This window comes from Streptomyces sp. NBC_01351, from assembly GCF_036237315.1.
In the GTDB taxonomy this organism is placed as follows: Bacteria; Actinomycetota; Actinomycetes; order Streptomycetales; family Streptomycetaceae; genus Streptomyces.
The window spans coordinates 2,307,493-2,330,099 of the sequence record NZ_CP108356.1; the positions used below are offsets into that span (position 1 = coordinate 2,307,493).

Here is a 22,607-nt window from a genome sequence, read left to right on the forward strand (position 1 = left end):
CCCGGCGTCCGCACCCGGGGGTTACCCCCACCCCGGGCGCACCGGATCACGCCCCCGAGTACCCCGGCCCGAGTTCGTCGGCGTCTTCGCCCTCCGCCTCCAGCGCGCGCCGGACGACCCGCAGGGCCATGCCCTCCGGGTATCCCTTGCGGGCGAGCATCCCGGCGAGGCGCCGGATCCGCTTGTCGCGGTCCAGCCCGCGGGTGGCGCGGAGCTTGCGCTCCACGAGCTCCCGGGCGGTCTCCTCCTCCTGCTCGGAGTCCAGCTGCTCCAGGGCCTCCTGCACGAGGGTGGCGTGCACGCCCTTGGTCCGGAGCTCCTGGGCGAGCGCCCTCCGGGCCAGGCCCCGGCCGCGGTGCCGGGACTCGACCCAGGCCCCGGCGAAGGCGGCGTCGTCGATCAGGCCCACCTCCTCGTACCGGGAGAGGACCTGCTGCGACACCTCTTCGGGGATACCCCGCTTGGCGAGGGCGTCCGCGAGCTGCCGCCGTGTACGCGGCATCCCGGTGAGCAGGCGCAGGCAGATCGCCCGCGCCTGCTCCTCGGGACTCTGGGGCGGCAGCTCCTGGCGGGCCTCACGGCCTCCTCGGCTCCCGCCGCCCCTTTCCTGCTCCCGCACGGATCAGCTCTTGGAGGCGGCGGCCTTGGCCGTCGTCTTGGCCTTCGTCGCGGGCGCGGGCACGGCTGCCGCGGCGTCGGCCGGCGCTGCCGCCGACTCGTCGGCTGCCGCGGCGTCGACCTTGCGTACGCCCACGCCCAGCTTCTCCTTGATCTTCCGCTCGATCTCGTTGGCGAGATCCGGGTTGTCCTTGAGGAAGTTGCGGGCGTTCTCCTTGCCCTGGCCGAGCTGGTCGCCCTCGTACGTGTACCAGGCACCGGCCTTGCGCACGAAGCCGTGCTCCACGCCCATGTCGATCAGGCCGCCCTCACGGCTGATGCCGTGGCCGTAGAGGATGTCGAACTCGGCCTGCTTGAACGGCGGCGCGACCTTGTTCTTGACGACCTTGACGCGGGTGCGGTTGCCGACCGCGTCCGTGCCGTCCTTCAGGGTCTCGATGCGGCGGATGTCGAGACGCACGGAGGCGTAGAACTTCAGCGCGCGGCCACCGGTGGTGGTCTCCGGCGAGCCGAACATCACACCGATCTTCTCGCGGAGCTGGTTGATGAAGATCGCGGTGGTCTTGGACTGGTTGAGCGCGCCGGTGATCTTACGGAGCGCCTGGCTCATCAGTCGGGCCTGGAGACCCACGTGCGAGTCGCCCATCTCACCCTCGATCTCGGCGCGCGGCACGAGGGCCGCCACGGAGTCGATGACGATCAGGTCGAGGGCACCGGAGCGGACGAGCATGTCCACGATCTCCAGCGCCTGCTCGCCGGTGTCCGGCTGCGACAGGATGAGGTTGTCGGTGTCGACGCCGAGGGCCTTCGCGTACTCGGGGTCGAGCGCGTGCTCGGCGTCCACGAAGGCGACGGTGCCGCCGGCCTTCTGCGCGTTGGCCACGGCGTGCAGGGTCAGGGTCGTCTTACCGGAGGACTCCGGCCCGTACACCTCGATCACGCGGCCGCGGGGCAGCCCGCCGACGCCGAGCGCGATGTCCAGCGCGGTCGATCCGGTGGGGATGACCTCGATGGGGTCGTTCGGCTTGTCGCCGAGGCGCATGACCGCACCCTTGCCGAATTGCCGTTCAATCTGTGCGAGAGCGGCGTCGAGGGCCTTCTCGCGGTCGGTGCCTGCCATGGGTTCCACCCGGTTTGCTTGAGTCGATCGCTTCACGCCATTGACGCTAATGCCTGCCACTGACAATGCGCCTCCACGACCGGTTCGGCTGTGGATAACCCATCAGAATGGATGTTCGATTTCCCTGTCAAGCGCGCCACGCCAGCACCCCTGAGCAGCTGTGACTGAGCGTTCCAGCTGGCCACTGAGCGTCTTGGTTGGCCAGTGTGAGCACGGCGGGCGGGTTCGACCGTAGGCCGAGGTGCGGGACGCCGGACGGTTGACTCGACGCCTCCGCGAGCACGCCGCAGGCCGCTCGGTACCGCCCGCCGGCGTTGTCAGTAACGGACCTCCCTGGCCTCGTACCCTTCGAGCCCTGCCCTGACGAGGGCGGGGACGAGGGCGTGCAGGTACCAGGCGAGGTCGGTGAACTCTGGCGCCGCCGGGATGTGCCGACGGTCACAGGAAGGCACGAAGGAGACATCCGTGCGGCCAGGCATGAACATGAGCATGCCGCCGGTCCCCGCCTCCGGGTGGTAGACGTTGAAGGCCACCGCGTACGGCAGGTTTCCGGGCGCGTCCAGCAGCGCCGGCACCTCGCCGATGCCGTCGGGAGTGCTTTCGTACCACTCGTACGCGTCGTCCGCGTCGTTGATCATGTACGTGACACACCCGACCTGCGTCTCCACGGACCAGCCCACCTCGGTCAGGGCGTCCAGAACGGCGCGCACCGTGGTCGGGCACGTGAAAGTGAAGTCGATGTCGGCGTCCCTGGATCCCACGGAACCTCCAGGCAGCGCGCGAGTGATGTCCCCGCATCCTCGCCCGTGCAGCGCAGGGACGTCGATCCGTTTCCCCAGCCTGGCTGGCGACCTCGTTCCCGATGACTTCCAAGTCGAGCCGGGCAGCGGCTTGCGCCGGGAGCCCCAGGAGGCGCCGCCCTCCGAAAGCCGGATGGCCGGCTGCGGTGGCCATCAACCAGGACCCGACCCGTAATTCAGGTCGCCGAGTATCGGCTCGGCTCCTAGTCTCCGCCTGTGACTGGGAGAAGAGAGACAGCGAGCGCCTTCAAGAATCGGTGCGCGAACTCCGAGCGGACGCTCGCGTCGCTCACCGGCTACTTCATCAGCCGGATCTCGTTCGAAGCCTTCAACGAGGACGACTCGATGGAGATCACCTTGAGAGATGGACCGATGAAGCCCGACGTCGTGATTTCCCTGTCCGACGTGCGGTACGCCGCGGTGTCGAAGCCCCCTGAGATCTCTGGCTGCTTCGTAGACGCGATCTCCCTGACGCACCTGCCGGTGATGCCACACCCCTGGCCCGAGGACGCAGTCGGCCTCGTCGGCCGATTCAACGGATTGAACGAGCTCGCGCGGCTCCGTATCGACGGCCCGGCCGAGGTGGACGTCGTGGCATCGATCGTGACCGTCTACACGGCGATGAGCGACGACGAAGCAGAACGGATCGGGACGCCCGGCTGACAGAGCCGCTCCGCTGCCGAGCCGCGTCGAGGTCGGCCTCTCCATGGGGAAGCCCCTGCGCGTTCCGGGCGGCCCTCGGAGTCGCTGCCGGCCCGGCCGTGGAAGCGGGCCCTCGCCCGGCCTGCCCCACGTTCACTGCCCCGCCGGTCCTCCGGCCTCCACGTCCTGACAGAGTGGCCCGATGCTTCTGAGTCCTGAGAAGACTTTGTTTGTTCGGGGTGCAACCCCGGTTCTCCTGCTGTCCGATGCCCCGGTCCATGACGCCCTACCGGTCCTGAGCGCGCCCGACGGGGCGGTGCCCCTGTGCGAGGGGTGGACCATCGTCCCCAAACTCACCCTGTGCGTCGTGGACGGACCCGGCGAGGCCGGGCTCATCGTCCCCGCCCTCGCGGCCCCGGTGATCGAGATGGCCGGCACGGCCGCCGAGCCCGGCGACATGGGCGACTGGTGCGCGGACACCGAACGGGCCGGCGGCGCGGTCGTGCTCTCGCTCGACGAACTGCCCGAGGTGTTCGACTGGGCCCACCTGCTGGGCTCCGGCGCGGCCCACGGCGGGTTCATGCCGAGCCTGGGCTGACGCCCCGCACGTGCGGGCAGGGCAGGGCAGGGCAGAATCCTGGCCTGTGACGATCACCGCGCGCGAACTCAACCGGGCCACCCTCAGCCGCCAGTTGCTCCTGGAGCGTGAGCCGCTCACCGTCCCCGACGGGCTGCGGCGCGTGGTCGCCCTCCAGGCGCAGCATCCGGCCTCGCCCTACGTCGCGCTGTGGAACAGGATCTCCGGGTTCGATCCGGCCGGGCTCGACGCGGCCTTCGCCGGGCGGTCGGTGGTCAAGGCGACGCTGATGCGGATCACGCTGCACGCCGTGCACGCCGAGGACTACCCGGACTTCCGCGCGGCGATGCAGCCCACCTTGTACGGCGCCCGGCTCGGCGGTCGCTTCGCCGGCGCGGGCTTGACCCCCGCGGACGCCGACGCGCTCGTACCGGACCTGCTGGCCTTCGCCCGCGTGCCGCGGACCTCGGCGGAGATGCAGGCGTGGGCCGAGGAGCGGGTCGGCGCCGAGAAGAAGGACGCGGCGTGGTGGGGGCTGAAAGGGTACGCGGCGCTGCACCACGCCCCGACGGACGCGCCGTGGTCGTTCGGCCCCCGACCGTCGTTCGTCGCGGCCGGAACGACCGGAACCGCCGGAACGGCCGGAACCGCCGGAACGGCCGGAACCGCCGGAACGGCCGCCGGGCCCCCCGAAGCCCCCGGCACCGGCGCCGTACCGGCCGCCCGGACCGTTGATCCGCGCGCGCTGCGCGCCCTGGTCCTGCGCTACCTGGCAGGGTTCGGGCCCGCGTCGGTCGCGGACGTGGCGCAGTTCGCCATGGTGCAGCGGGCCCCCGTCCGCGCGGCGCTCCGCGCCCTGGACGGCGCCGTCGAGGAGCTCCGGGGGCCGGACGGCGACACGCTGTACGACCTTCCGGGCGCCTCCCGGCCGCCCGCCGAGACCCCCGCCCCACCCAGGCTGATGGCCATGTGGGACAGCATCCTGCTCGCCTACGCCGACCGCAGCCGGGTGATACCCCCGGCCTACCGTCCCCTGGTGATCCGGCGCAACGGCGACGTACTGCCGACCCTGCTGGTGGACGGCCACGTCGCCGGCGTGTGGCGCCCGACGGAGGACGGCGTCGAGGCCACCGCGTTCCACCCCCTCTCGCCCGCCACCTGGGAGGGACTCGCCGAGGAGGCCCGGTCCTTGGGGCTCCTCCTCGGCGAACGCGAGACGGCGGTCTACAGCCGCTACCACCACTGGTGGGAAAAGCTCCCTTCCGCCGAGACGCGCATCCTGTGACGCCTACGATCACCGGATGACGACGACGCCGATGACGGCTCCCGTCCACCCCACGAAGCCCCGCCCCGGGGACCGGATGGCCGTGCTTTCACCCTCGTCCGGCCTGCCCGCCCTCTTCCCCCAGCCCTACGAGTTGGGGCTGCGCCGGCTTCGCGACGAGTTCGACTGAAGCCGGTGGAGTATCCGACGCCCCGGAAGATGGGTGCGTCGCCCGAGGAACGGGCCGCGGGCATCCACGCGGCCTTCGCCGACCCCGACATCAAGGCCGTCATCGCCGGCATCGGCGGCGACGACCAGATCGCCGTCCTCCCCCACCTCGACGCCGCGCTGCTGCGCGCCAACCCCAAGCCCTTCTTCGGCTACAGCGACAACACCAACCTCCTGCTGTTCCTGCGGAACCTGGGCATCGTCGCCTACCACGGCGGTTCGGTGATGGTGCAGCTCGGGCGGCCCGGCGCGATGCACCCGGCGACGGCCGACTCCTTCCGCGCGGCGCTGTTCGCCCCGGGCGAGTACGAGCTCACCGCGCCCCGCACGTACGGCGACATCGAAGGCCCCTGGGACGACCCGCGCACCTTCGAGTCCGAGCCGGCCATGGAATCCGCCGACACCTGGTCCTGGCACAACGCCGACCGGGTCGTCGAAGGGATCGGCTGGGGCGGCAACCTGGAGATCCTGTCCTGGCTGCTGATGGCCTACCGTGCCGTGCTGCCGCCCGACGCCTACGCCGGGAACGTGCTCTTCCCGGAGACCTCGGAAGAGATGCCGAACGACCGCGAGGTCCACCGCATCCTCATGCTCATGGGCGAACGCGGACTTCTGCGCCGGTTCCCCGCGTTGCTGACGGCCAGGGCGAAGAGCTGGTCCTTCGAGAACCGGTTCGACGCCGAGCAGAGGGCGGAGTACCGGCGGGGCCGGCGCGAGGCCGTCCTGAAGGCCCTGCGGCGGTACGCCCCCGACACGATGGTGGTGTTCGACGTCGACCTCGGTCACACCGACCCGCAGCTCGTGGTCCCCGTCGGAGGACGCATCCGGGTGGACGGGCCGGCGCGCCGGATCTTCGTCACGTACTGAACGGGCGGATGCCGGCGCCGACCTGGACCAGAAGGCTCCGAGGAGGACTCAGAGGGCTCAGCGGACTCAGAGCGAGAGAGCGGTGCCGAGGGAGTCCGCGGTGACGAACTTCGGCGCGCCCGTGTCGTAGAAGACGTCGAGCTCCGTGATGGTGAACCCGGCCGCCGTCAGCAGGTCGACGGTCGGCCGGGTGAGGTGACACCCGCCGAGGAGCCGCATGTTGAGCGGTTCGAGCCGGCGCTGCCATCGGCGCACGCGCCAGTCCCCCTCCGGGGCGAGGCCGTGCTCGACGAAGTGCAGCGTCCCTCCGGGCTTGAGTACGCGCCGCAGCTCCCGCAGGGCCGCGCTCGGGTCCGGGACGGTGCACAGGGTCCACGTGCACAGGGCGGAGTCGAAACGGTCGTCCTCGAAGGGCAGCGACTGGCCGTCCAGGCCGGCCCGCCGCACCGGCACGGGCGAGGCCGCGACCCGGGCGGCTGCCAGCTTCCACCCGACGTCGGAGGGCTCGACGGCGGCCACGCTCGTGACCTCCGGCGGGTAGAAGGGGACGTTGTGTCCCGTGCCGAATCCGATCTCGACCACTTCGCCCGACAGGCCCTCACAGACCCGGCGCCGGAGCGGCTGCGCCTGCTTGGCTCCGCAGGCGACGTTCACGATGTGCGGCACGATCCGGTCGGCGTAGAAACCCATCTCGACCTCCGTGTCTCACCCCCAGGATGGCACCGGGACGCCCCGCCTGCCCGCCGCTGCCGCCCGTCCCGCACAATCATGGATTCGACATGATCTCGATGGGACGGCAGTACGTGAACAGGGTGGGGAACGGAAAGGCGCGCCGTACGACGGCAGTCGCACTCGGGGTGGCGGCGGTACTGGCCGGCGCCGTGGCGTGCGGCGGCGGAAGCGGCCAGGCGAACAAGGCGGACGACGGCAAGGCCTCGGCCGCCGCGAGCACCGGCCCGAGCGCGAGCGCGAGCCCGAGCGCGGCCTCGGGCGGCCCCGCCGGGCCGGGCGTCGACAAGCTCAAGGCGATGGCGCTCGCCGCGGGCGACAAGGCGGGACGCTACGAGGCCTCGGAACCGGTCCTGGACGAGCCGATGAGCGACCTCTACGACGTCGAGCCCGTGGTGTGCGGGCCGCTGACCAGCCTCCACAAGGCCGGTCACACGGCCCAGGCGTACGCGAAGACCGGGGTGCCCGGCGAATGGCAAACGGTCGACACCGAGATCCTGCTGCGCTCCTACAAGGACGGCGGCGCGGCCGCCGCGATGAAGAGCCTGGCCGAGGCGGGCAAGCAGTGCGCGGGCGGTTACACCGAGGAGCGCCTGGCGGTGTCGGCGAAGGTCGTCAAGGTGGAGCCGGTCAAGGCTCCCTCGCTCGGCGACGAGGCGCTCGCCTACCGCATCGTGACGCAGGACGTGAAGGACAAGGACATCCTGCTCTACGACTATCTGACAGTGATCCGCTCCGGGTCGGTGACCCTCTCCTTCCGGTCGGACATCATCGACACGAAGGACTTCGGCGGGGTGCCGGAGGAAATCGTGACGGCCCAGTGGGAGAAGTTCTCGAAGGCCGGGGGCGCGGGCTCGTAGCGACCGGCGACTGGCGACCGGCCGGCAGCGGCCGGCGGCGCCGACAGCCACCAGGTGACAACCAACGGTTGACAGTCATTCGACTGTCAACCTACGGTTGCACCCATGACGAACCCTCCCGTGGAACCCGTTCGCATGACCAATCCGGTGCGCCTCGACGACCTGATCGAGGCCATCAAGAAGGTCCACACCGACACCCTGGAGCAGCTCAGCGGCGCTGTCGTCGCCGCGGAGGCCCTCGGGGACGTCGCGGACCACCTCATCGGCCACTTCGTCGACCAGGCCCGCCGCTCCGGCGCCTCCTGGACCGACATCGGCCGCAGCATGGGCGTCACCCGCCAGGCCGCCCAGAAGCGCTTCGTGCCCAAGCCCGACAAGGAGGGCGACGGCGCCCTCGACCCGAACGCGGGCTTCGGCCGCTTCACCCCCCGCGCCCGCAACGTCGTCGTGACCGCCCAGAACGAGGCCCGCGCCGCCGGTGGCGTGGAGATCGGCACCGGGCACCTGATCCTGGGCCTGCTGGCCGAGCCCGAGGGTCTCGCGGCCTCCACCCTGCGCGCCCAGGGCATCGCGTCGGACGACGTGCGCGCCGCCGTGACCGCCGTACTGCCCCCGGGCCAGGCCGAGGTCCCCGACCTCATCCCCTTCGACACGTCCGCGAAGAAGGCCCTGGAGCTCACCTTCCGCGAAGCCCTGCGGCTGGGTCACTCGTACGTCGGCACCGAGCACATCCTGCTCGCGCTCCTGGAGCAGGAGCACGGCGAGGGCCTGCTCAGCGGCCTCGGCGTGGACAAGGGCGCCGTCGAGTCGGCCGTCACCGAAGCCCTGGCATCCGTACTCGGCGACGCCGCGGGCGGGCAGTAGAGGCGGCCGCGTCCTCCGTCAGCTCGTACCTCTTCACGTACGCGCCGAGGAAGGCCTGCAGCGTGGCGATGGCCGGGATCGCGATGAGCGCCCCGACCGCGCCCAGCAGTGCGCTGCCGGCGATGACCGATCCGAAGGCCACCGCCGGGTGGATGTCCACGGTCTTCGAGGTCAGCTTCGGCTGGAGGACGTAGTTCTCGAACTGCTGGTAGACCACCACGAATCCCAGGACGTAGAGCGCGTACCAGGGGTTGACGGTGAAGGCGATCAGCATCGGCAGCGCGCCCGCGAGGTAGGTGCCGATGGTGGGGATGAACTGGGAGACCAGCCCCACCCATACGGCGAGCGCGGGCGCGTACGGAACCCCGAGGCTCGCCAGCAGGACGTAGTGGGCGACTCCGGAGATCAGCGCCATCAGCCCGCGCGAGTAGAGGTAGCCGCCGGTCTTCGCGACGGCGATCTCCCAGGCGCGCAGCACCTCGGACTGCTTCGCGGGCGGCAGCACGGAGCACAGCGCGTGCCGCAGCCGGGGCCCGTCGGCAGCGAAGTAGAAGGAGAACAGCCCGATCGTCAGCAGCTTGAACAGCCCGCCGAGCACGGTGGCGGAGACGTCGAGCACGCCGGTCGCGCTGTTCTGCACGTACTTGCGCAGCCAGTCGGAGCGCAGCAGGCTCTCCTGGATCTCCAGCCGGGAGAGCTCGGTGCGGAAGGTGGAGTTGATCGAGTCGATCACCGAGTCGAGGTAGCGGGGGAAGCCCTCCACCATCTCGATGATCTGCCCGGCGAGCATCGAGCCGAGCAGCGTGAGGAAGCCGGCGACGGCGACGAACACCCCGAGGAACACGAGGAAGGTGGCGAACCCGCGGCGCATGCCGCGGGCCGCCATGCGGGACACGGCTGGTTCGATCGCGAGCGCGAGGAAGAACGCGATCAGGATGTTGACCAGCAGCCCGATCAGCTGGTGGAAGGCCCAGCTGCCGAGCTGGAAGCAGGCGACGAGGGCCAGTACGAGGACCACCGCGCGCGGCAGCCAACGCGGCATCCGCGTGTCGCCTCCGGCGCGGTAGGCGGAACTCGGCGGGCTCCCCGCCCCCGAGGCCCCGCCCTGCGGGCTCCCGGCTTCCGGGCCCCCGGCCCCACCGGCACGCGGGACGTCACGGCCATGGCCTGCGTCGCCCTCGGACCGGGACTGCTCGGGCACCTCGGCGGTGCCCGGTTGCGGCGTTGCCCCGGCGGCCGCGGACCCGGGTGGTGCCGTCGGGCCGGCGGAGGCGACGGGGGTGGTGGGTCCGGCCGGGTCCGCCCGGCCGGGCGCGGGTGCGCCTTCGGCGGTCGGGGGCTGGTCGGTCGTCTCTTCTGTGGCTGCCACCCGGCCAAGTCTGGCCCACCCGCGCCCCGGAGCACGAAGCGGTGGCCCGCGCCCGCACCGGGCACCCGCCCCTCAGGGCCCCGGGCCCACCCGGGCCGGCCGGCCGGTCCGGCAGAGTGTCACCGCAGCGAAGCCGGTACGTCCATCGCCGAACACACCGCGCGCCACACGTCCTTGGTCTCCCAGCCCGCGTCCAGCGCCTGGTGGACGGTGCGCCCGCCCAGCTCCGTCATGACGTGGTCCCGCGCGAAGGACTCGGCGTAGCCCGCACCGAAGTGCTCCGCCATCCGCTCCCAGAAAATCGTCAACCGCATGCCCCCAGTATCCCGCCCCGTGAGAGTGCACCGGCCGCGTTCGGCCCTCTTCTCCCCGGCACCCCGTCCTACGTTGCACCCATGCCCGGAGACGAAGCTTCCCCGCCGACCTCGCCGACCTCGCCGACCCCGCCGACCCCGCAGACCCCGCCGCCGCCGACCTCGCTGGCCCGCGCCGAGCAGTTCATCTGGCTCACGGCCCGGGTCCTGGAGCAGCGGCGGTTCGCGTTCCACTTCCTCGGCGGGGACGCCGACGCGGTGGACGCCGCCCTCGGCGCGTACCTGGGCGGCGACGGCGGCTACGGCCACGCGCTCGACCCGGATCTGCGCGGCCCGCTCAGCCAGCCCCTGCACACCTCGCACGCGCTGCGGGTGCTGGACAGCGTGGGCCGCTGCGCCGGGCAGCGCATCGAGCGGCTGTGCCGGCACCTGACGCGGGTCTCCACCCCGGACGGCGCGCTTCCGGTGGTCTTCCCGGCCCCGCGCGGCTACCCCGCGGCCCCGTACCACCCGATGCAGGACGACCCGCCGGGTGACCTGCTGACCACGGGCCCGGTGGTCGGGGTACTGCACCGCAACCGGATCTGGCACGCCTGGCTGTTCCGGGCCACGGACTTCTGCTGGGACCGGGTCGAGAGCCTGCGCCACTCGCATCCGTACGAGGTCCAGGCCGCGGTGGCCTTCCTCGACGGGGCGCCCGACCGGGCCCGCGCCGCGGCGGCCGCCGACCGGCTCGGGCGGCTGGTGCGCGAGCGGCGGCTCGTCGTACTCGACCCGCGGCGGCCCGAGGAGTACCCGCCCGCCCCCGGCTACGCACCCGGCGAGCAGCTGTTCCCGCACGACTACGCGCGGCGGCCGGAGTCCCTGGCCCGGAATTGGTTCACCGACGAGGAGCTGCGCCGCTCGCTGGACTTCCTGGCGGCCGAGCAGCAGCCCGACGGGGGCTGGCCGGTGCACCGCAGGGCCTGGGCGCCGGGCAGCTCGCTGGAGCGGCGGCCGATCGCCACCCTGGAGGCCCTGCTCACGCTGAGGGCGTACGGCCGCCTGCCCGCACCCGGAGCTACCCGCCCAGGGCCCGCACGCCCGCGGTGACGGCGACGGCGGCCGCGACGACCACGAGGAACGGGGCCCGCAGCAGCAGCGCGATCCCGGCGGCGGCGAGCCCGGCGGCCCGCGCGTCGAGGACGAGCTCGTGCCCGGTGCTGAAGGTCTGCTGGGCGGTGAGCGCAGCGAGCAGCGCGACCGGCAGCAGCGCGGAGAGCCGGCGCACCAGGGGCCGCTCCAGGGCCCCGGCAGGGACGAGCAGTCCGGCGAGCTTGACCGCGTAGCAGCCGACGACGGTGAGCCCGATGGCGATCCAGACGTTCATGGCGTTCACGAGCGGCGTCCCTTCATCCAGAGCACGACGGGCGCGGCGAGGGCCGCGATCAGGACGGGCACCCCGGCGGGCAGCACGGGCAGGAATCCCAGCCCCAGCACGAGCGCGAGGGCGGCCACGGCCCGCTCGGTGGAGGTCTTGAGCATCGGCGCGAGCAGGGCGAGGAACACGGCGGGCCCGGCGGCGTCCAGCCCCCACGCGTTGGTGTCCCCGATGGCCTCGGCGCCGAGCGCGCCGAGCAGGGTGGTGAGGTTCCACAGCAGGTACAGGGCGAGCCCGGTGACGCCGAACCCGAGCCGGGCGGACTTGCGGTCCGGCTGCGCCAGCGCCACGGCGGTGGTCTCGTCGATCACCCAGTGCGCGGCGAAGGGCCGTACGGCGCGGGGCAGGGCGAGCAGCTGCGAGAGGCGCAGCCCGTAGAAGGCGTTCCGGGTCCCGAGGAAGAAGGCCCCGGCGGCGGCGGTGAACGGGTTCCCGCCCGCGGCCAGCGCCCCGACCAGCGCGAACTGCGAGGCCCCGGTGAAGACGAGCAGGCTCAGCACGCAGGCCTGGAGGGTGCTGATCCCGGCCCCGGCGGCGGTCACCCCGAAGGCGAACCCGGACAGCCCGACGGCCACCCCGACCCCGAGCGCGTCCCTGATGACGGCCGCACGCGGCCGCCCTTCCGCTGCCGCTCGTATCTCCGGCGCTGTGATCGTCCTCTGCTCTCCCACGCCCCGAAACTATGCGGGGCCCGGCCGGGCCGTCTTGTACGTTCTTGCGCGCCCGAGGTCAGCCGCGGCGCCGCACCGGCGCGCCGAGCAGCGCGGTGAGCACGTCCCGTGCCGTAGTGCGTGGGCACGAGCGGCCCGTCCCGCTCCACCACCGCGCCGGGCGGCGGCAGCCTAGACGGCCCGCTCCCGCCGGTAGGCGCCCGGCGGGACCCCCACGATCCGGGTGAAGTGCCGGTTCAGGTGCGGCTGGTCGGTGAAGCCGACGGCGACGGCCGCCTCCGCCGGCGGGGTGCCCGCGTCGAGGAGTCTGCGTGCCCGGCGGACCCGGGCATCGGTGAGCCAGGTGTGCGGCGGCATCCCGTACCGCTCCCGGAAGGCCCGCAGCAGCGCGAAGGGGCTCGTGCCGAGTTCCGCCGCGAGCTGCTCCAGCGACGGGGGATCGGCCATCCGCTCCTCCAGCACGGCACGCGCCGCCGCCGCGTCGACGCCTCCCGCGCCGCGGACGGTACGGGCGGGCAGCGGTCCGGCGTGCCGGGTCAGCATCCGCGCCACCACGCCCCGCAGCAGGGTGTCGGCGGCCAGCGCGTTCCCGGCCTCCGCCGCCCGGTGCACCTCGGTGATCGCCTGCGAACCCTGCGCGTCGGCGACCATGTCGGCGGTGAAGCCGGGGGTCCCCCGCAGGGTGCCGATCTCGGCGGCGACCTCGGTGATCAGCGCGCGGGACGGGTAGAGGGTGGCGTACGCCCAGCCCTCGGGGACGCCGGCGCGCGCGGTGTGCGGCACCTCGGGGTTGATCAGGACCACGCTGCCCGGCCCCGCGCGCACGGCGCCGCCGGGGAGGCCGATCTCCTCGATGCCGCCGGTGACGGCCGCGATGACGTACCCGTCGTGAGCGTGGCGCGGGAAGGTGTGGCGTACGTAGTGGGCACGCAGCAGGTCCAGCCCGGGCAGCTCCGGGTACTGCCAGTGCCTGGCCCACTCCCTGCCCGCCGCGTCCGTCCCCATCCCCCCATTCTGCGCCCGCCCGCCGACGTACGTTTCCCCAGGTCCGACCCGGCTCCGGCCCGTTGTCAGTGGCGGGGTGCACGATGGGGGCATGGCCGGCTCCGCGCTCGATTCGTTCTCCCCCGCGACCCGCTCCTGGTTCACGGGGGCCTTCCTGACGCCCACCTCCGCCCAGGAGGGCGCCTGGCAGGCCATCTCGGAGGGGTCGGACGTGCTCGTCGTCGCGCCCACCGGCTCCGGCAAGACCCTGGCCGCCTTCCTCGCCGCCCTCGACCAGCTCGCGTCGGCCCCGCCGCCCGCCGAGCCGAGGAAGCGCTGCCGCGTCCTGTACGTGTCCCCGCTCAAGGCCTTGGCCGTGGACGTCGAGCGGAACCTGCGCAGTCCGCTGACCGGGATCCGCCAGGAGTCGGTGCGCCTCGGCCTGCCCGAGCCGGAGATCCGGGTCGGGATCCGCTCCGGCGACACCCCGCCCGCCGAGCGCCGGGCGCTGGCGACCCGCCCGCCGGACATCCTGATCACCACGCCCGAGTCGCTGTTCCTGATGCTGACCTCGGCCGCGCGCGAGGCCCTCTCCGGCATCGAGACGGTGATCCTGGACGAGGTGCACGCCGTCGCGGGCACGAAGCGCGGGGCGCACCTCGCGCTGTCCCTGGAGCGGCTCGACGAGCTGCTGCCGCGCCCGGCCCGCCGGATCGGGCTGTCGGCGACGGTCCGGCCGGTGGACGAGGTGGCCCGGTACCTCGCGCCGCGCGGCAAGGTCGAGATCGTCCAGCCGCCGTCCACCAAGGAGTTCGACCTCTCGGTGGTCGTCCCGGTGCAGGACATGGGCGAGTTGGGCGGTTCCCCCGCGAGCGAGGGCAAGGAGGGCGGGGACAAGCCGTCGATCTGGCCGCACGTGGAGGAGCGCATCGCGGACTTGGTGCAGGCGCACCGCTCGACGATCGTGTTCGCGAACTCCCGGCGTCTCGCCGAGCGGCTGTGCAACCGGCTGAACGAGATCGCGTACGAGCGCGCCATGGGCGAGCGCCTTCCCGAGGGGAAGCCCCCTGCCGAGATCATGGCCCAGTCGGGCGCCGCCCACGGCGCCCCGCCGCTGCTGGCCCGCGCGCACCACGGTTCGGTGTCCAAGGAGCAGCGGGCCCTGGTCGAGGAGGACCTGAAGGCGGGCCGGCTGCCGGCCGTGGTCGCCACCTCCAGTCTGGAGCTGGGCATCGACATGGGCGCGGTGGACCTGGTGGTGCAGGTGGAGTCCCCGCCCTCGGTGGCCTCCGGGCTCCAGCGGGTCGGCCGGGCCGGACACCAGGTCGGCGCGGTCTCCACCGGCGTCGTCTTCCCCAAGTACCGCGGCGACCTCGTCCAGGCCGCCGTGGTCACCGAGCGGATGCGCACCGGCTCGATCGAATCCCTCCGCATCCCCTCCAACCCGCTCGACGTCCTCGCCCAGCAGCTGGTCGCGATGACCGCGATGGACACCTGGCAGCTGGACGACCTCCTCGCGCTCGTGCGGCGGGCGGCGCCCTTCGCGGCGCTGCCGGAGTCGGCGTTCACGGCCGTGCTGGACATGCTGGCGGGCCGCTATCCGTCGGACGCGTTCGCCGAGCTCAGACCCCGCGTGGTGTGGGACCGGGTCGCGGGGACGATCACCGGGCGGCCGGGGGCGCAGCGCCTCGCGGTCACCTCCGGCGGCACCATCCCGGACCGGGGCCTCTTCGGGGTGTTCCTGGCCGGCTCGGACCCCAAGAAGGGCGGGGGGCGGGTCGGCGAGCTCGACGAGGAGATGGTGTACGAGTCCCGCGTCGGGGACGTCTTCACCCTGGGCACCACCTCGTGGCGGATCGAGGACATCACCCGGGACCGGGTCCTGGTCACCCCGGCCCCCGGGTTGCCGGGCCGGCTGCCGTTCTGGAAGGGCGACCAGCTGGGCCGCCCGCTCGAACTGGGCCGCGCGGTGGGCGCGTTCCTGCGCGAGCTCGGCGGCCTGACCGAGGAGGACGCACGGCTGCGGCTGCTGGCGGCCGGCCTGGACGCCTGGGCCGCCGAGAACGTGCTGTCCTACCTCGCCGAACAGCGCGAGGCCTGCGGTCACGTACCGGACGACCGGACCATCGTCGTCGAGCGCTTCCGCGACGAGCTCGGCGACTGGCGGGTCGTCGTCCACTCCCCCTTCGGCGCGCAGGTGCACGCCCCCTGGGCGCTGGCGCTGGGCGCCCGCCTCGCCGAGAAGTACGGCATGGACGCGCAGGTGATGCACGCGGACGACGGCATCGTGCTCCGCCTCCCGGATGCGGACCTGCTGTCGATGGACCTGTTGGACCACGACCCGACGAAGGCGCCCGCCTTCGAGTTCGACGACGAGCAGGCCCCGCTGGGCGCCGCCGACGTCGCCTTCGACCAGGGCGAGGTCATTCAGATCGTCACGGACCAGGTGGGCGGCTCCGCCCTGTTCGCCTCCCGCTTCCGCGAATGCGCGGCGCGCGCCCTGCTGTTGCCGCGCCGCAGCCCCGGCAAGCGCACCCCGCTGTGGCAGCAGCGCCAGCGCGCGTCCCAACTGCTCCAGGTGGCGTCGGAGTTCGGATCCTTCCCGATCGTGCTGGAAGCCGTACGCGAATGCCTCCAGGACGTTTTCGACGTGCCCGGGCTGACCGAGCTGATGGGCGACATCGAGGCGCGCCGGGTCCGCCTCGTCGAGGTCACCACCCAGGAGCCCTCCCCCTTCGCCCGTTCCCTCCTGTTCGGGTACGTCGCCCAGTTCCTCTACGAGGGCGACTCGCCGCTCGCCGAGCGCAGGGCGGCTGCGCTGTCGCTGGACTCCCGGCTGCTGGCCGAGCTGCTCGGCCAGGCGGAGCTGCGCGAACTGCTCGACGAACAGGTGCTGGAGGAGCTGGAGCGGGAGCTCCAGTGGCTCACCGAGGACCGGCGGGCCAAGGACGCCGAGTCGGTCGCGGACCTGCTGCGGCTGCTGGGCCCGCTGACGGACGCCGAGTTGACCGAGCGCGGCGCGGATCCGGGCTGGGCCCCCGGCCTGGCCTCGGCCCGCCGAGCGATCCGGGTCCGGATCGGCGGCGCCGACCACTGGGCGGCCATCGAGGACGCGGGCCGGCTGCGGGACGCGCTGGGCACGGCGCTCCCGGTGGGCGTCCCGGAGGCGTTCACCGAGCCGGTCAAGGACCCGCTGGGCGACCTCCTCGCCCGGTACGCGCGCACCCACGGGCCGTTCACCACGGCCGCCGTCGCCGCCCGCTTCGGTCTGGGCCCGGCCGTGACCGAGGGCGCCCTGAACCGGCTCGCGGCGGCCGGCCGGGTGGTCCAGGGCGAGTTCCATCCGGCGGGCATCGGCCAGGAGTGGTGCGATGCGACGGTGCTGCGCAGGCTGCGGCGCCGCTCGCTGGCCGCGCTGCGCCAGGAGGTGGAGCCCGTCCCGCCGACCTCGCTGGCCACCTTCCTCCCGCAGTGGCAGCACCTGGGCGGGGCCCTGCGCGGTATCGACGGCCTGGCCCGGGCGGTGGAGCAGCTCCAGGGCGCCCCCGTCCCGGCGTCCGCGCTGGAACGCCTCATCCTCCCGTCGCGGGTGGCGGGATACTCCCCCGCCCTGCTGGACGAACTGACGACCACGGGCGAAGTCGTCTGGGCGGGCGCGGGGGCCCTCCCGGGCAAGGACGGCTGGATCTCCCTCTACCTGGCGGAGTCGGCCCCGCTGCTCCTTCCGCCACCACACCCCCTGGAGCTGAGCCCCCTGCACCAGGCGGTGCTGGACGCCCTGGCCGGCGGGTACGGGCTGTTCTTCCGCCAGCTCACCCAGGCGGTCCGCGCGCGGCATCCCGAGGCCTCGGACCTGGAGCTGTCCTCCGCCGTCTGGGATCTGGCCTGGTCGGGCCGGCTCACCAATGACACCCTGGCCCCGCTGCGTTCCCTGCTGGGCTCGGGCCGAACGGCGGGCTCGACCGCCCACCGCGCCCGGCGCACCGTGCCCCGCGGCCGGTACGGGACGCTGAGCGCGACGGTGTCCCGTACGGGCCCGCCCACGGTCTCGGGCCGCTGGTCGCTGCTGCCGTCCCAGGCTCCCGACCCCACGCACCGGGCCCACGCCCTGGCCCGCACCCTGCTGGACCGGCACGGGGTGGTGACGCGGGGTGCGGTGGCGGCGGAGGGCGTCGAGGGGGGCTTCAGCTCGGTCTACCGCATCCTGTCGGCCTTCGAGGACAGCGGGCAGGCCCGGCGCGGCTATGTGGTCGAGGGGCTGGGCGCGGCCCAGTTCGCGATGGACGGCGCGGTGGACCGGCTCCGGGCCGCCGAGCGCACCCCGCCCCCACTGGCGGCGGTGGTCCTGGCCGCGGCCGACCCGGCGAACGCGTACGGCGCGGCGCTGCCCTGGCCTGAGCCGCCGGCCGGGGCCACGCACAAGCCGGGCCGCAAGGCGGGCTCCCTGGTGGTCCTGGTGGACGGTGAGCTGACCCTGTACCTGGAGCGCGGCGGCAAGACCCTCCTGGCCTGGCCGGACCCCGCCGACCCGCGCCTGGGCGCAGCCGTGGCGTCCCTCGCCGCGGCCTCCCGCGCGGGCACCCTCCCGGCGCTCACGGTGGAGCGGATCAACGCGGCCGCCTCCCTGACGTCCCCGCTCGGCCCGGCACTGGAGTCGGCCGGTTTCCACGCCACTCCGAGGGGGCTGCGCCTGCGCTCCTGACGGACTCCCACTGCGGCAACCTGGTACCGACTGTGCCGCACCTGTTCTGGGCATGTCACAGGACCGTCGCCAACGGCCCCTGAGCCGGCGGCCCCTCTCGCTCACCCCTTATCAAGAGGTCCACACACACCGTCTTGGGGGAGAACAAGAGTGAGCACCATCGGCATGCGCAAGCCCATCCTGACCGCGGTCGCCCTCGCGGCCGTCGGCACCCTGGCCCTGACCGGCTGCAAGAACGGCAACGAGGAGCCCGCCCCGGCCGAGCCGACCGCTTCCGCCCCGGCCGGCCCCAGCGCGGCCCCCGCAAGCCCCTCCGCCGGCGCTGAGGACACGGCGAAGTCCGGCCAGACCTTCAAGCTCGGCGAGACGGCGCAGATCCCGTTCGACTACGGAAAGACCAAGGGCGGCCGGCTCGCGCTCACCGTCACCGCGATCGAGCAGGGCAGCCCCACCGACCTGGACCCGCTGAAGCTCGGTGACAAGGTGAACGGCAAGGTCCCGTACTACATCCGCTACACGATCAAGAACATCGGCGACGTCGACCTCTCCTACTCCTCGGTCGGCCACATCAAGGGCCTGCTCGGCGACGGCACCGAGGCCCAGGGCCTGTCGATCGTCGGCAAGTTCGAGAAGTGCCCGAACGAGTCGCTGCCGAAGGGCTTCACCAACGGCCAGACGCAAACCGGCTGCGCGGTGGCCCTCGCCCCGTCGGCACAGACGAAGGTCTCCGCGGCCGAGTACTGGGGCAACCCGTACAACCTCTCGACCAACTCCAAGGGCCTCGTCTGGAAGTGACGGACGAGCCCCTCAGCGCATCACCTTGATGCCGAAGCGGGCGCCGCCGAGCGCGAACTGGATCGCGCTGTGCATGTGGGAGTACATCTCCATGCCGCGCGAGGAGACGAGCGGACCGAGGTCGAGGACGTCCTGCCAGCCGTAGGCCCGCAGCAGCGCGGTGACCTCCGCCTTGGCATCGTCGTGGTCGCCCGCGACGAACATCGTGTGGTCGCCCCCGGCCACGGCCCTCGGATTGACGACCGTCTCCTGCTCCTGCGTGACGCACGCCTTGACCACCTTGACCTCCGGGAGGGCGCGCTGGATCCGCTCCCCCAGACTGTCGTGGTCCACCGGGTCCAGAGCGGGCATCACCCCCCAGGGCGTGGGCCAGGGGTGGGCCTGCTCCGGGTTGTAGACGAACGGGACGGCGTAGTCCATCAGGATCTTGCCGGCCAGGTGCTCACCGATCCCGGCGAGCACGCGCACGGCGTTGGCGCCGTCGATCCCGTTGATGACGAAGTCGGCCGCGGCCGCGGCCTCGTCGAAGTTCCGGAGCTCGATGCCCGGATAGCCGGCGACCCACTGCCCGAAGGGGTCGATGCCCATGAAGTCGGGTTCGGCGCGGCCGAGGGTGACCTGGGAGTCCCGGGTGCCGACGTACACCTCGTGACCGAGTTCCAGCAGCCGGGCCGCGTGCGCGCGACCTCCACCGCCGGTGCCGAGCACTGCGACCTTCATGCCGATGCTCCGTTCTCACACAGGAACCACTCGTTCCGCCAGGGATCCATGTTCAGCGGATGTGCGGCCATCTCGCCGCCCCCCGGCGGCGGACGCGCAGGCACGACCCGAACCGGCTCGAGCCGATCGCCCAGGTGGCCGAAGAGCCGATCGCCGAGCAGGCGGACGCGCCCCTCACCACTGCCCGAGCACGACGTCTACGGGAACCCGGCCCGCCGGGGACGGGGTGCGGCGCGGCGCCCCCGCAGGGCGTCGAACGCAACCCCCTCGGCCCACCGACCCCTGGAGACGTTCGACGCCCGAGGAGACGCCCCGCCGCACCCCCGGCCCCGGCGGAACCACCCGACCCCGCCCCCGCGGAACGCCGCCGGCCCACCCGCACGCCAGCACCCGCACCCGCACCCGCCCGGTACCTGCGGGTACCCCACCACCCGCCGCCACCCACCCCCCGCGATCCCAGCCGAACCCACACCTCCCCACCCACCCCGCAGTCACCACGCACCCCCACCAAGGTCCGCGGTCACCGCGGGCACCGCACAATGAGCCCATGCCCGAAGGAGACAGCATCCGGCGTGCGGCGACCCGCCTGCACACCGCCCTCGCCGGCAAGCCCCTCACCCGCAGCGACCTGCGGGTCCCCCGCTTCGCCACCGCCGACCTCACCGGCCGCGTCACCCTCGACGTCACGCCCCGCGGCAAGCACCTCCTCGCCCGCTTCGAGGGCGGGCTCACCCTGCACAGCCACCTCCGCATGGACGGCGCCTGGCACGTCTTCCCCGCGGGAGCGCCCTGGCGCGGCGGCCCCGCCCACGAGATCCGGGCCATCCTGGGCACCTCCGAGCACACCGCCGTCGGCTACCGCCTCCCCGTCCTGGAACTGATCCGCACCGCCGAGGAGGACCGTGCCGTCGGCCACCTGGGCCCCGACCTCCTCGGCCCGGATTGGGACCCCGACCTCGCGGCCGCCAACCTCCTCGCCGCCCCCGACCGCCCCCTCGGCGAGGCCCTCCTCGACCAGCGCAACCTGGCCGGGATCGGCAACATCTACAAGGCCGAGCTCTGCTTCCTCGCCCAGGTCACCCCCTGGACCCCGGTCGGCGCGCTCCCCGACCCCGAGGCCACGCTCCCCCGGCTGACCGCCGCCGCCCACCGCCTGCTCGCCGCGAACGTCGGCGACGCCCACCCGCGCCGCAACACCACCGGCAGCCGCCGCCCCGGCCAGGAGCTGTTCGTGTACGGACGCACGCACGCCCCCTGCCTGCGCTGCGGCACCCCCGTCCGCGAGGCCCCGCAGGACGGCCGCCCCACCTACTGGTGCCCGCGCTGCCAATCGGGCCCGACCGCCTAGTTGACGCACCGTCAGATCCGCTCGTACGGTCCCGACATGCCCACACCCACGCCCACAGCCACAGCCACGTACGACCTCACCGGCCGCACCGCCCTGGTCACCGGCGCCGCCAGCGGCATCGGCCGCGCCACCGCCGCCCTACTCGCCGGGGCGGGTGCGCATGTGCACTGCGCCGACCGCGACGAGCAGGGCCTCGCCGAAACGGCCGCCCTCATCTCCAAGGCGGGCGGCGGCGCCGCCACCGTCCACATCTTCGACGTCACCGACCGCGCCGCCCTGCGCGCGGCCGTGACCGCGGCCGGCCCGCTCGACATCGCCGCCGCGATCGCCGGGGTCATGCACAGCAGCAGCGTCCTGGAGACGACCGACGAGGACCTCGACCGGGTCCTGGACATCAACTTCAAGGGGGTCCTGCGCACCTGCCAGGAGGCCACCCGCTCCATGATCACTGCGGGCCGCCCCGGCTCGATCATCACCATGGCCTCCGGCGCCGTGGACGCGGCCCAGCCGGGCCTGCTCTGCTACAGCGCCGCCAAGGCCGCCGTCGTCCAGCTGACCAAGACCCTCGCCACCGAGGCCGGCCCGCACGGCATCCGCGTCAACGCCGTCGCGCCCGGCTGGATCCGCACCCCGATGACCGGCCGGCACAGCCCCGAGGTCCAGGAGCAGACCGAGGCGATGATGACGCGGATGTCCCCGCTGCGCCGCGTGGGCGAGCCCGAGGACATCGCCCAGGCCGTGCTCTACCTGGCCTCGGACGCCTCGTCGTTCATGACGGGCCAGATCCTTCGCCCGAACGGCGGAGTGTCGATGCCCTGGTAAGGGCACCCACATCCTCACCAGCGGGCCCATCGGCCCGACCAGCCGACCCGTCGGCCCCACCCACCGACCGCCGCCGCGCCCTCCGCACCGGCCGCGGCACACAGTGCACCGGCAGCAGCCCCAGCCCCCAGCCGCCCACCGCCACCGCACCTTCCACGGGCCCGGAATCCCCCGGCGCGAGCACCAGCCGCAGTACGGCCCACCACCACAGCGCCCCCGCCACAAGGGCCGGCGCCACGAGGGCCGACGCCACGAGGGCCGACGCCACAGGAATGCGCAGTAACCGCCGCACGGCTACCTCCCTGGGGGTGCCCCCAGACGGAGTCTGGGGGAGGGCCGGGACCCGGACGGCCCCATCCTCCCCCACCCCCCGCGCCCCCGCACCCAGAACGGCAGGGAGCCCCGACCGGTGCCTGACGCACCGGCCGGGGCTCCGGCCACACTCACACACTGACGTGCACGCTCACGCGGCTACGACATTCACCGCTTCCGCAGGCGCCTTGATGGTCACCCGCTCCGGTCCCGTGACCGAAGCCATGGAGACCGAATTGAGCATCGGGCGTACCGGCACACTCACCGGTTCGCTTGCCGCGGCCGACTGTGCCAGCTCGGCCAGCGACAGTTCATCACTGACTTCGCGCATCAGCTCGGACATCCGTACGTCCAACGCGTCGCAGATCGCGGAGAGCAGCTCGGAGGATGCCTCCTTCTGCCCCCGCTCCACCTCGGAGAGATAGCCGAGCGAAACTCGGGCCGACGAGGAGACTTCGCGCAGAGTACGGCCCTGGCGCTGGCGCTGCCGACGCAGCACGTCACCCAGCAGGCGACGGAGCAGAATCATCGGTGGCTCCCTCCTCTGACCGTGTAGCCGCATCCTTCACGCCCCACCGTAC

General features: G+C 73.1%; 21 protein-coding genes and 1 pseudogene. 11 read left to right on the plus strand and 11 right to left on the minus strand.

Features of this window, described 5'->3' with window-relative positions:
* Positions 1 to 46 precede the first annotated feature (46 nt).
* The 3 genes from recX to OG625_RS10255 form a co-directional block, all read right to left on the minus strand.
* Positions 47 to 619, minus strand: a complete 573-nt coding sequence (recX, locus tag OG625_RS10245) for a recombination regulator RecX (RefSeq protein ID WP_329378552.1) — start codon at positions 617 to 619, stop codon at positions 47 to 49.
* 3 nt (positions 620 to 622) lie between these two features.
* Positions 623 to 1,738, minus strand: coding sequence for a recombinase RecA (gene recA / locus OG625_RS10250; RefSeq protein ID WP_329378554.1), 1,116 nt, complete (start codon positions 1,736 to 1,738; stop codon positions 623 to 625).
* Between the two features lie 317 nt (positions 1,739 to 2,055).
* Positions 2,056 to 2,499, minus strand: coding sequence for a hypothetical protein (locus tag OG625_RS10255; RefSeq protein WP_329378556.1), 444 nt, complete (start codon positions 2,497 to 2,499; stop codon positions 2,056 to 2,058).
* A gap of 255 nt (positions 2,500 to 2,754) precedes the next feature.
* On the opposite strand from OG625_RS10255, the gene OG625_RS10260 reads away from it, so the two are divergent.
* The 4 genes and pseudogenes from OG625_RS10260 (at position 2,755) to OG625_RS10275 (ending at position 6,116) form a co-directional block, all read left to right on the plus strand.
* The gene (locus OG625_RS10260) at positions 2,755 to 3,201 is read left to right on the plus strand and encodes a hypothetical protein (protein ID WP_329378558.1); all 447 of its coding nucleotides are present in this window, start codon (positions 2,755 to 2,757) and stop codon (positions 3,199 to 3,201) included.
* A gap of 346 nt (positions 3,202 to 3,547) precedes the next feature.
* On the plus strand, positions 3,548 to 3,778 hold the full coding sequence (locus OG625_RS10265; protein ID WP_329378560.1) for a hypothetical protein: 231 nt from the start codon (positions 3,548 to 3,550) through the stop codon (positions 3,776 to 3,778).
* Between the two features lie 46 nt (positions 3,779 to 3,824).
* Positions 3,825 to 5,042, plus strand: a complete 1,218-nt coding sequence (locus OG625_RS10270) for a winged helix DNA-binding domain-containing protein (protein ID WP_329378562.1) — start codon at positions 3,825 to 3,827, stop codon at positions 5,040 to 5,042.
* 31 nt (positions 5,043 to 5,073) lie between these two features.
* Positions 5,074 to 6,116: pseudogene (locus OG625_RS10275) on the plus strand (S66 family peptidase).
* A 66-nt stretch (positions 6,117 to 6,182) separates the two neighbouring features.
* Here the strand turns inward: OG625_RS10275 and OG625_RS10280 are convergent.
* Positions 6,183 to 6,806: a class I SAM-dependent methyltransferase gene (locus tag OG625_RS10280; RefSeq protein WP_329378564.1), complete on the minus strand. Its 624-nt coding sequence runs from the start codon at positions 6,804 to 6,806 to the stop codon at positions 6,183 to 6,185.
* A gap of 89 nt (positions 6,807 to 6,895) precedes the next feature.
* Between OG625_RS10280 and OG625_RS10285 the strand changes: the two genes are divergently transcribed.
* On the plus strand, positions 6,896 to 7,705 hold the full coding sequence (locus tag OG625_RS10285; protein ID WP_329378565.1) for a hypothetical protein: 810 nt from the start codon (positions 6,896 to 6,898) through the stop codon (positions 7,703 to 7,705).
* Positions 7,706 to 7,810: 105 nt separating this feature from the next.
* A complete protein-coding gene (locus OG625_RS10290; protein WP_329378567.1) occupies positions 7,811 to 8,569 on the plus strand; it encodes a Clp protease N-terminal domain-containing protein in 759 nt (252 codons plus the stop codon).
* Here the strand turns inward: OG625_RS10290 and OG625_RS10295 are convergent.
* On the minus strand, positions 8,520 to 9,611 hold the full coding sequence (locus tag OG625_RS10295; RefSeq protein ID WP_443067881.1) for an AI-2E family transporter: 1,092 nt from the start codon (positions 9,609 to 9,611) through the stop codon (positions 8,520 to 8,522). The genes OG625_RS10290 and OG625_RS10295 overlap by 50 nt on opposite strands.
* Positions 9,612 to 10,057: 446 nt before the next feature.
* Entirely contained in the window at positions 10,058 to 10,252 is a 195-nt protein-coding gene (locus OG625_RS10300; protein ID WP_267011765.1) for a DUF3046 domain-containing protein, read from the minus strand.
* An 81-nt stretch (positions 10,253 to 10,333) separates the two neighbouring features.
* Between OG625_RS10300 and OG625_RS10305 the strand changes: the two genes are divergently transcribed.
* Positions 10,334 to 11,344, plus strand: coding sequence for a hypothetical protein (locus tag OG625_RS10305; protein WP_329378572.1), 1,011 nt, complete (start codon positions 10,334 to 10,336; stop codon positions 11,342 to 11,344).
* Here OG625_RS10305 and OG625_RS10310 read toward each other — a convergent pair.
* The 3 genes from OG625_RS10310 to OG625_RS10320 form a co-directional block, all read right to left on the minus strand.
* Positions 11,313 to 11,621, minus strand: coding sequence for an AzlD domain-containing protein (locus OG625_RS10310; protein ID WP_329390553.1), 309 nt, complete (start codon positions 11,619 to 11,621; stop codon positions 11,313 to 11,315). The two genes, OG625_RS10305 and OG625_RS10310, sit on opposite strands and share 32 nt — an antisense overlap.
* A 5-nt stretch (positions 11,622 to 11,626) precedes the next feature.
* Positions 11,627 to 12,343, minus strand: a complete 717-nt coding sequence (locus OG625_RS10315) for an AzlC family ABC transporter permease (RefSeq protein ID WP_329378574.1) — start codon at positions 12,341 to 12,343, stop codon at positions 11,627 to 11,629.
* Between the two features lie 171 nt (positions 12,344 to 12,514).
* Entirely contained in the window at positions 12,515 to 13,348 is an 834-nt protein-coding gene (locus tag OG625_RS10320; protein ID WP_329378576.1) for an AraC family transcriptional regulator, read from the minus strand.
* Positions 13,349 to 13,439: 91 nt separating this feature from the next.
* Between OG625_RS10320 and OG625_RS10325 the strand changes: the two genes are divergently transcribed.
* Together OG625_RS10325 and OG625_RS10330 are read left to right on the plus strand one after the other, a co-directional pair.
* Positions 13,440 to 18,029, plus strand: coding sequence for an ATP-dependent helicase (locus tag OG625_RS10325; RefSeq protein ID WP_329378578.1), 4,590 nt, complete (start codon positions 13,440 to 13,442; stop codon positions 18,027 to 18,029).
* A 150-nt stretch (positions 18,030 to 18,179) separates the two neighbouring features.
* Positions 18,180 to 18,824, plus strand: a complete 645-nt coding sequence (locus OG625_RS10330) for a hypothetical protein (RefSeq protein WP_329378580.1) — start codon at positions 18,180 to 18,182, stop codon at positions 18,822 to 18,824.
* Positions 18,825 to 18,836: 12 nt separating this feature from the next.
* Here OG625_RS10330 and OG625_RS10335 read toward each other — a convergent pair whose 3' ends face one another.
* Positions 18,837 to 19,544, minus strand: coding sequence for an NADPH-dependent F420 reductase (locus tag OG625_RS10335; RefSeq protein WP_329378582.1), 708 nt, complete (start codon positions 19,542 to 19,544; stop codon positions 18,837 to 18,839).
* Between the two features lie 547 nt (positions 19,545 to 20,091).
* On the opposite strand from OG625_RS10335, the gene OG625_RS10340 reads away from it, so the two are divergent.
* Positions 20,092 to 20,892: an Fpg/Nei family DNA glycosylase gene (locus tag OG625_RS10340; RefSeq protein ID WP_329378584.1), complete on the plus strand. Its 801-nt coding sequence runs from the start codon at positions 20,092 to 20,094 to the stop codon at positions 20,890 to 20,892.
* A 36-nt stretch (positions 20,893 to 20,928) separates the two neighbouring features.
* Positions 20,929 to 21,714, plus strand: coding sequence for an SDR family NAD(P)-dependent oxidoreductase (locus OG625_RS10345; protein ID WP_329378586.1), 786 nt, complete (start codon positions 20,929 to 20,931; stop codon positions 21,712 to 21,714).
* 463 nt (positions 21,715 to 22,177) lie between these two features.
* Here the strand turns inward: OG625_RS10345 and OG625_RS10350 are convergent, their stop codons facing one another.
* Positions 22,178 to 22,555: a helix-turn-helix domain-containing protein gene (locus OG625_RS10350; protein WP_202199433.1), complete on the minus strand. Its 378-nt coding sequence runs from the start codon at positions 22,553 to 22,555 to the stop codon at positions 22,178 to 22,180.
* Between the last annotated feature and the right edge of the window lie 52 nt (positions 22,556 to 22,607).

Bases quoted from the DNA above. Each gene is read 5' to 3' on its own strand.
- recA (WP_329378554.1), bottom strand. From the start codon at position 1,738: ATGGCAGGCACCGACCGCGAGAAGGCCCTCGACGCCGCTCTCGCACAG.
- OG625_RS10280 (WP_329378564.1), bottom strand. From the start codon at position 6,806: ATGGGTTTCTACGCCGACCGGATCGTGCCGCACATCGTGAACGTCGCC.
- OG625_RS10285 (WP_329378565.1), top strand. From the start codon at position 6,896: ATGATCTCGATGGGACGGCAGTACGTGAACAGGGTGGGGAACGGAAAG.
- OG625_RS10290 (WP_329378567.1), top strand. From the start codon at position 7,811: ATGACGAACCCTCCCGTGGAACCCGTTCGCATGACCAATCCGGTGCGC.
- OG625_RS10295 (WP_443067881.1), bottom strand. From the start codon at position 9,611: ATGCCGCGTTGGCTGCCGCGCGCGGTGGTCCTCGTACTGGCCCTCGTC.
- OG625_RS10300 (WP_267011765.1), bottom strand. From the start codon at position 10,252: ATGCGGTTGACGATTTTCTGGGAGCGGATGGCGGAGCACTTCGGTGCG.
- OG625_RS10305 (WP_329378572.1), top strand. From the start codon at position 10,334: ATGCCCGGAGACGAAGCTTCCCCGCCGACCTCGCCGACCTCGCCGACC.
- OG625_RS10310 (WP_329390553.1), bottom strand. From the start codon at position 11,621: ATGAACGTCTGGATCGCCATCGGGCTCACCGTCGTCGGCTGCTACGCG.
- OG625_RS10320 (WP_329378576.1), bottom strand. From the start codon at position 13,348: ATGGGGACGGACGCGGCGGGCAGGGAGTGGGCCAGGCACTGGCAGTAC.
- OG625_RS10325 (WP_329378578.1), top strand. From the start codon at position 13,440: ATGGCCGGCTCCGCGCTCGATTCGTTCTCCCCCGCGACCCGCTCCTGG.
- OG625_RS10335 (WP_329378582.1), bottom strand. From the start codon at position 19,544: ATGAAGGTCGCAGTGCTCGGCACCGGCGGTGGAGGTCGCGCGCACGCG.
- OG625_RS10340 (WP_329378584.1), top strand. From the start codon at position 20,092: ATGCCCGAAGGAGACAGCATCCGGCGTGCGGCGACCCGCCTGCACACC.
- OG625_RS10345 (WP_329378586.1), top strand. From the start codon at position 20,929: ATGCCCACACCCACGCCCACAGCCACAGCCACGTACGACCTCACCGGC.
- OG625_RS10350 (WP_202199433.1), bottom strand. From the start codon at position 22,555: ATGATTCTGCTCCGTCGCCTGCTGGGTGACGTGCTGCGTCGGCAGCGC.